General features: G+C 71.7%; 7 protein-coding genes, 1 tRNA gene and 2 pseudogenes. 6 read left to right on the forward strand and 4 right to left on the reverse strand.

Annotated elements, in window-relative coordinates:
• Nucleotides 1–128: 128 nt before the first annotated feature.
• A pseudogene (locus ACWER9_RS27795) lies at nucleotides 129–1,262 on the forward strand (DMT family transporter); the annotation flags it as partial.
• Here ACWER9_RS27795 and ACWER9_RS27800 read toward each other — a convergent pair.
• Both ACWER9_RS27800 and ACWER9_RS27805 read right to left on the reverse strand, forming a co-directional pair.
• Nucleotides 1,145–2,218 carry a PHP domain-containing protein gene (locus ACWER9_RS27800; protein ID WP_452304618.1) on the reverse strand — a complete coding sequence of 358 codons (1,074 nt, stop codon included), beginning with the start codon at nucleotides 2,216–2,218 and terminating at the stop codon, nucleotides 1,145–1,147. The pseudogene ACWER9_RS27795 and the gene ACWER9_RS27800 sit on opposite strands and share 118 nt — an antisense overlap.
• A gap of 1 nt (nucleotide 2,219) precedes the next feature.
• Nucleotides 2,220–2,990 carry a M23 family metallopeptidase gene (locus ACWER9_RS27805; protein ID WP_452304619.1) on the reverse strand — a complete coding sequence of 257 codons (771 nt, stop codon included), beginning with the start codon at nucleotides 2,988–2,990 and terminating at the stop codon, nucleotides 2,220–2,222.
• A 64-nt stretch (nucleotides 2,991–3,054) separates the two neighbouring features.
• Here ACWER9_RS27805 and ACWER9_RS27810 point away from each other — a divergent pair, with 64 nt between their 5' ends.
• From ACWER9_RS27810 to ACWER9_RS27825, 4 genes are all read left to right on the forward strand, one after another.
• A complete protein-coding gene (locus ACWER9_RS27810; protein WP_452304620.1) occupies nucleotides 3,055–3,444 on the forward strand; it encodes a hypothetical protein in 390 nt (129 codons plus the stop codon).
• Nucleotides 3,445–3,555: 111 nt separating this feature from the next.
• The gene (locus ACWER9_RS27815; RefSeq protein ID WP_167493094.1) at nucleotides 3,556–3,723 is read left to right on the forward strand and encodes a hypothetical protein; all 168 of its coding nucleotides are present in this window, start codon (nucleotides 3,556–3,558) and stop codon (nucleotides 3,721–3,723) included.
• Between the two features lie 117 nt (nucleotides 3,724–3,840).
• A complete protein-coding gene (locus ACWER9_RS27820; protein WP_452304621.1) occupies nucleotides 3,841–4,368 on the forward strand; it encodes a tRNA adenosine deaminase-associated protein in 528 nt (175 codons plus the stop codon).
• A gap of 97 nt (nucleotides 4,369–4,465) precedes the next feature.
• Nucleotides 4,466–4,960, forward strand: a complete 495-nt coding sequence (locus ACWER9_RS27825; RefSeq protein ID WP_452304624.1) for a nucleoside deaminase — start codon at nucleotides 4,466–4,468, stop codon at nucleotides 4,958–4,960.
• 14 nt (nucleotides 4,961–4,974) lie between these two features.
• Here ACWER9_RS27825 and ACWER9_RS27830 read toward each other — a convergent pair.
• Nucleotides 4,975–5,106: pseudogene (locus ACWER9_RS27830) on the reverse strand (ATP-binding protein); the annotation flags it as partial.
• A 133-nt stretch (nucleotides 5,107–5,239) separates the two neighbouring features.
• A complete protein-coding gene (gene deoD / locus ACWER9_RS27835) occupies nucleotides 5,240–5,947 on the reverse strand; it encodes a purine-nucleoside phosphorylase (RefSeq protein WP_030328147.1) in 708 nt (235 codons plus the stop codon).
• Nucleotides 5,948–6,022: 75 nt separating this feature from the next.
• On the opposite strand from deoD, the gene ACWER9_RS27840 reads away from it, so the two are divergent.
• Nucleotides 6,023–6,109 (forward strand) — tRNA-Ser (locus ACWER9_RS27840).
• Nucleotides 6,110–6,129: the final 20 nt, after the last annotated feature.

Below are 6,129 nucleotides of genomic sequence, written 5' to 3' on the forward strand. Positions count from 1 at the left end.
GCGACCCTACGTGACCATCCCACCCCCCGTGTCGCCGCCGTTTGTCGTGTTGGAGCTGCGGATTCGGGCACGGTGCGACGGCGGAAAGGCGCGCGACTTTGTCGTACGGTTGCGGCAGAGTGTCAGGGGTGACCACCGATACCACTCCTGACAAAGCGCCGGTTCGTGCCTGGCTGCCCGGCTTCATCGCCCTCGCCGCGATCTGGGGTTCGAGCTTCCTCTTCATCAAGGTCGGCGTGGCCGAGCTGCACCCGGTTCAGCTCACCCTCTACCGGGTCGTCGCCGGCGCGTTGACCCTGCTGGTGGTCCTCGCCGTGCTGCGCGACCGGCTGCCCCGCGAGCCTCGGGTCTGGGCGCACCTGACCGTCGTCGCCGCCTTCGGCGTGGCCGTGCCGTTCACCCTCTTCGGCTATGGCGAGCAGCGGGTCGAGTCGATGCTCGCCGGCATCTGGAACGCCACCACGCCACTGATCGTGCTGCCGCTGGCGGTGCTCGTCTTCCGCACCGAGCGGCTGACCCTGCGCCGTGCGGTCGGGCTCGGGCTGGGCTTCGTCGGGGTGCTCGTGGTGCTCGGGGTCTGGGAGGGCATCGGCGGGGCGCACTTCACCGGCCAACTCATGTGCTTCGGTGCGGCAGCCTGCTACGGCGTGGCCATCCCGTACCAGAAGCGGTTCGTCGCCGGCAGCACGCACTCAGGTCTGTCGCTCTCCACCGCGCAACTGCTGCTCGCCGCCGCGCAACTGGCCATCGTCACGCCGTTCGTCGCCGGCCTGCCGCCACTGCCCACCGACCTGTCGGCGGGGGTGGTGGCGAGTGTGCTGACCCTCGGGGCGCTCGGCACCGGGCTCGCGTTCGTCATCAACATGCGCAACATCCGGGTGGCTGGCGCGAGCACCGCCTCCACCGTCACATACCTGATTCCGATCTTCGCGGTGCTGATCGGTGCCGTGGCGCTCGACGAACGACTCAACTGGCACCAACCGGTCGGCGCGCTGATCGTGCTGCTCGGGGTCGCGGTCTCGCAGGGGATGTTCGGTCGCCGCCGGAGCAGCCCTGTCGTCGGCCTCGGCGCGCCCGCCGCACCCGCAGCCGAACCCGCCCGGCGCTGAAACGCCGGGACGACGCCGAAACGCGAGGGCGACGCTCAGGTGCGACTGTGCGTCCAGGCCACCAGTTGCTCCGCCGGCCAGGTGTTGACCACCCGGTCGGCGGGGACGCCGCAAAGGGCGGCGCGCTCGCAGCCGAATCGTTGCCAGTCGAGTTGCCCGGGTGCGTGGGCGTCGGTGTTGATCGCGAACCGGCAGCCAGCCTCCACCGCGCGACGGATCAGGCGCTTCGGGGGGTCCTGCCGCTCCGGCCGAGAGTTGATCTCCACGGCGGTGTCGTGCTCGGCGCAGGCGGCGAAGACGGCGTCCGCGTCGAAGTCGCTCTCCGCCCGGGTCCGGGCGCGGTGCCCCCGATCGCCCGGCCCGGTCACCCCGGCCGGACGGGACGACACCATCCGCCCGGTGACGTGGCCGAGGATGTCCAGGTGTGGGTTGGCGACGGCGGTCAGCATGCGCCGGGTCATCTTCGACCGCTCGTCCTTCAGGCCGCTGTGCACCGACCCGACCACCACGTCGAGCCGCGCCAGCAGGTCGTCGTCCTGGTCCAGCGAGCCGTCGGCGAGGATGTCCACCTCGATCCCGGTGAGGATCCGGAACCCCTCGGGCAACGCCGCGTTTACCTGCGCCACGTGATCGAGCTGCCGGCGCAGTCGGTCCGCGGTCAGCCCCCGGGCCACCGTCAGCCGGGGCGAGTGGTCGGTCAGCACCAGATACTCGTGGCCCAACTCCACCGCGGCCAGTGCCATCTCCTCGATCGGCGAGCCGCCGTCGGACCAGTCCGAGTGGGTGTGGCAGTCGCCGCGCAGGGCGGCGCGCAGCGCCGTGGCCTCGGCGTCCAGGTCGCTGCCCTCGGTCGCCACCAGCCGGCGGAGGTAGACCGGCTCCTCCCCGGCGAGGGACTCGGCCACGCACCGGGCTGTGACGTCGCCGACTCCGGTCAGCTCGGTGAGCGTGCCGATGCCGGCCCGTTCGGTCAGCTCGGCCGTGGACAGGCCGGCAAGCGCCTTCGCCGCCGACCGGAACGCCCGCACCCGGTAGGTGGCCTCGTTCGCCCGCTCCAGCAGGAACGCGATCCGGCGCAGGTCGGCGATGGGATCCCTCGCGTGCGCCATGTCAGGGTGCCTTCGGGCAGCCGTGCTTGCGCTGCCATGCGGTGACCTCGGCCGCTGGTTCGCGGTTGCCGCCGCGCCGCCAGGAGTCCAGGTAACGCGCCGGCCAGATCACCCCGCGCCGGATCCACCAGCCGTCCTTGCCGGTGCAAGCCGGCGAGACGCCGAAGTGCACGTGACACACGTTGTTCGCGTTGCCGGTGCGGCCCACCTTGCCGAGCTGCTGCCCGGCGCGGACCCGCACCCCGGCGTCGACGCCACTGCTGACGACGCTCAGGTGCGACCCGTAGTAGCGCACGCCGTCGTCACCGAGCAGGGAGACCGACAGGCCGCCGTTGTCCGGCCCCTGCGGCCCACGCTTGCGGTATCTGTCGACGCGGCTCACCTCGAGCACAGTGCCGTCGGTCACCGCCACGAACGGCTCGCCGCAGTCGGCGAAGAGGTCCGTCGCCGGGTACGCGCCGTGCGTCGGGTGATAGTCGACGTTGTCCGCGCGTACCGGAAAGACATGCTTCAGCCCGGTGCGGGGTGCCGTCGCCGACGGCCTGGCCGACGACGGCGCCGGCGCGCTCGGGTCGGCCGCCGTCGCCGTCGGCGTGGGTGACTGCGACGGCGGCTGGTCGGCGGTCGCCCAGACCGCAGGTGGCGTCGGTGCCGCGCCGTCGGCCGGCACGCCCGGCCTGGTGGTCGCGCAGCCGGCGACAAGCACCGGGGCGAGCAGCAGCAGAATCGGGTACGCCGGACGAACGCGGCGGCTGATCGTCGGCGAGGACATCAGGTCATCCTGGCAGAGCCGGTACCGTGGGCACGAGCGGCACGCGTGAGGGAGGGCAGCGACGGTGACCTTTGCCCGACCCGAACCTGGCCCGGACTTCGGTGCCGCCCGGCCGGTGCCGCGTACCCCCTCGGGTCTCTTCCCCTCCGGGCCCCCGACCCGGCCCACCTACCGCGAGCCGCACCCGATCACCGGCGGTGGTGTCGCCACCGGCGGCGGCGCGGCGACCGGCTGGCTGCTGCTGTTCGGCCTGCTCGGCACCGACGTGGCCAGCTATGCGTGGTGGACGGTGGCGGCCGGCCTGTCGGCCTGGGTCACCGCGCTGGTGCTGGTCCGGTACGGCGACCGAGGCGTGGCCACCGGGGTCGCCATCGTCACGGCGGGTGGGTGGAGCATCGCTGCCGCCGTGGTGGCGGTCCGGTGGGCGACAAGTGGTGACTGGCCGCTGTGGTGACCGGCGTGCGCCGGCCTTGAGAGGGCACGCGGTGACTGCACCGTGTGCCCGGTTGGCTGCGTAGCGAACGCCGTCTTGACGGGACCGCCGAGACTCGGCACGCTCGGCACTATGGCCTGGACCACTCCCCGGCAGGATCCCGATCGCAGTCGCCGTCGCCTGCAATTGCTGGCCGAGTTGGCGGGCGCCCGGGCGGTCCGGCAGCGCAGCCGACCGCAGCGGCAGCGCACCGAGCGTCTGCGTCAGCTGATCGCCACCCGCCGTCGAGTCGTCGGCTGACCCGACTTTGTCAGGAATGACCCGCCCTTCGGGGCGTTGACGGGTCGCCTGCCGACCTGACCGGCTAACGTGCACGCGTAACGAGTCGACGCTGTGTCGAGGGCTATTGGGGGGACCGTGTCGTACTTCGCTGCGGCCGTGGTGCGCGACGACAGTGGCTGGACCGCCGCCGAGGTCAGCCTGCGTGGCGCCGCCGACATCGACGAGGTTGCCGACCGGCTGCGGGACGTCGACCAGGAGGCCGACGTGTCGCTGCTCTTCGTCGAGGCCGACGACGCGTACCTGGTCATCCTGCGCCTCGACGAGGGCGAGGATCTGCGGGTGTTCGGCTCGGACTCCGCGTACGCCGAGGAGTCGCAGTTGGGGTCGCTGCTTGTCGGTGACCTGAAGACCTCGGTGACCGGGCTCGACGGTGACGACGAGCCACGCCCGGTGAGCACCGGGGACGACGAGAGCGAGCAGCCGGTCGTCGACCCGGAGGCCGACCCGGTCGGTGATGCCGACCTGCTGGCCAACCTGGGCATCTCCGCACAGAAGTTGCTGACCCTCTGCGCCCACGAGGGGATGCTGCCGGCGGACGTGACCGCCGAGATCTGCCAGGTGCTCGGCTGCGTAGACGAGGTCGAGGAGCTGCGTGAGGTCTGAGCCGGCCGACGCCACCGATCCGTCTCTGGAGTCGATCCGGCCGGGGCAGCCGACTCCCGGCGCGGTCGGCCGTGCCGGGCCCGGTGCCCACGAGGGCCTGGCCGAGTTTGGCGAGGTCGGTCGACGGCAGCGGCACGAGCGGTGGATGCGCCGCGCCCTGGAGGTCGCCGTCACCGGCCCACCCGTCGACGGCGCGGTCAGCACCGACGTCGACGATGTGCCGGTGGGGGCGGTGCTCTACGGACCGGACGGCACCGAGCTGGCCACCGGACGCAACGAGCGGGAGCTGACCGGCGACCCCACCGCCCACGCCGAGGTGCTGGCCCTGCGTCGAGCTGCCGAGCGCACCGGCCGGTGGCGGCTCGACGGATGCACCCTGGTGGTCACCCTCGAACCGTGCACCATGTGCGCCGGGGCGTTGGTGCTGGCCCGGGTCTCCACAGTCGTGTTCGGCGCCTGGGAACCCAAGACCGGCGCGGCCGGATCGCTCTGGGACGTGCTGCGGGACCGTCGGCTCAACCACCGCCCCGAGGTCTACGGCGGGGTGCTTGAGGCCGAGACCGCCACCGTCCTGCGCGCGTTCTTCCGCTGAAGCCGGGTCGCCGGTCAGGCCGGCGGCAGGGTGACCGTGACGATCAGGCCACCGGCCGGGCGGGGCTGTGCCTCGGCCGTGCCGCCGTGGGCCCGCGCCACCGCGCGGACGATCGACAGCCCCAGCCCGAAACCCCGCGCGCCGGCCTGGGCGATGCTGACGGGGCCGGCGTTGCGCGGCTTGGACCGGCCTGTTGCGGAAGAGCGGTATGACTCAGAGTCATATCTATACCTCTGAGTCATACCGCTCTTCGCAGTGATGTCGCCCCGCCGGAACGGGTCAGGCGATGATCGTGTCGAGGGCGATCTCGACCATCTGGCTGAAGGTCTGCTCGCGCTCTTCCGACGTGGTCTTCTCGCCGGTCTTGATGTGGTCGCTGACGGTCAACACGGTCAACGCGCGGGCCTTGAACCGGGCGGCGATCGTGTAGAGCGCCGCCGACTCCATCTCCACCGCCAGCACGCCGTAGTCGGCGAGGGTGTCGTAGAGGTCCGGTCGGTCGGTGTAGAAGGCGTCCGCCGCCAGGATCGGCCCGACGTGCATGCTGATGCCGCGCCGCTCGGCCACCTCGACCGAGGTACGCAGCAGCCCGAAGTCGGCCACCGGGGCGTAGTCGATCAGCCCGTCGAAGCGCATCCGGTTCATGTTCGAGTCGGTGGACGACCCGATCGCCGCCACCACGTCCCGTAGTTGCAGGTCGGTGCTGAGGGCACCGCAGGAGCCGACCCGGATCAGCGTCTTCACGCCGTACTCGTTGATCAGCTCGTGGGCGTAGATGGAGGCCGACGGCATGCCCATGCCGGAGCCCTGGACGGAAACCTCGACACCGTTCCAGCGGCCGGTGAAGCCCAGCATGCCCCGAACCGTCGAGTAGCAGGTGGCGCCCTCGAGGTAGGTCTCCGCGATCCACTTGGCCCGCAGGGGGTCACCCGGCATCAGGACCCGCTCGGCGATCTCGCCCGGCTTCGCGCCGATGTGCGTACTCATGGCAAAGATCCTGCCAGGCCGCCCCGGGCGATACCGGTTCGGCGTCCGAACCGACGGTCCTGTACCCTCGTCGGCGGTGGCGTGTCCGAGCGGCCTAAGGAGCACGCCTCGAAAGCGTGTGAGGGTTAACGCCCTCCGAGGGTTCAAATCCCTCCGCCACCGCTCTGTAGTGCAGAAACGCC

The organism is Micromonospora sp. NPDC003944, from assembly GCF_053605225.1.